Annotated in this window: 1 pseudogene; it reads left to right on the top strand. The window is 62.0% G+C overall.

Annotated elements, in window-relative coordinates:
* Window positions 1-1,040 (top strand): annotated as a pseudogene (locus ACP5VX_RS07315) (hypothetical protein); the annotation flags it as partial.

Here is a 1,040-nt window from a genome sequence, read left to right as displayed (position 1 = left end):
GGCCTGGTCTACGTCCCGGTGGTCCTCGCCTTCATGTACGTCGCGCTCAACGTCCAGAGGGCGGCCGCGCCCTACGTGCTGATATCCAGGGCCGTCTCTCCCGTCGTGTCCTTCATCGCGGTCTGGTACTACATGGCCGCCAGCGGTGGTCTGCTCTCTCTAGGCTTCCTCGTATACTACGGGCTCAAGGCGCTGGCGGGGAACGTCCTCTTGGCCGGGCTCGCCTCAGGCGACCAGCTCCTGGTGGACCTGGGCGTGGTGTTAGACCAGCCTTTGACGGAGCTCTACCTGGGCGTACTAGTTGTAGCGGCACTATTCATCCTCGCGAGCGTGGGGACTAGGAGGCTGAAGTGGGTCCTGGCCCCAATAGTGGTAACGCCGCTGTTAATCACGCTCGCGTACACGGCAGCCCTGTACCTCGCAGACCCCGGCACTATATACGAGAACTGGGCTAGAGCCACCGGTTTAAACCCCGTGCTACTCGAGGACGCCGCATTGAAGGGGGCCGTCAGAGGGGTGACCCCTCTGACCCCGGCTCCTCTCGCGGCCGCCACCGGTGGTATGATGGTCGCCGCTCTCTGGGCTTACGCGGGGCTGGAGTCGGCCAGCTTCGTAGCCGGCGAGGTCGAAGACCCCGTGAAGTCGTACACGAGGGGCTACCTGCTCGGCTTCCTGACAGTCTTCGCTCTCTACCTCCTAGTCCCCTTCGTCGTCGAGGCCAAGCTAGGGGTAAGCCTCGTCGCGTCGCACTCCTACCTCTACTACAACTACCGCGGAGTCTTGGAGAGCCTCAGCGGGAGGCCCCTGGTACCCCCGTCGATCTTCGTGTACCTGTCCCTCTTCACCAGCGACAAGTACCTGATACTCCTGGCAGGACTAGCGGCCTTCATGTGGTTCCTCAACACTGCCTACACGACATGGTTAGCGGCAATAAGGATATTGTACGCACTCGCGGTCGACAAAATGGCGCCCCCGCCGCTGGCAAGGGTGACGGGTGTCAGAGGCGTGCCTATAGTTGCTAACAACGTTGTCTTCTCGTT

Origin of the sequence: Thermogladius sp., assembly GCF_049970955.1 — an archaeon.
Classification (GTDB): Archaea; Thermoproteota; Thermoprotei_A; order Sulfolobales; family Desulfurococcaceae; genus Thermogladius.
Note: the sequence above shows the minus strand (reverse complement) of the source record. Positions and strands in the feature narration are given on the sequence as shown.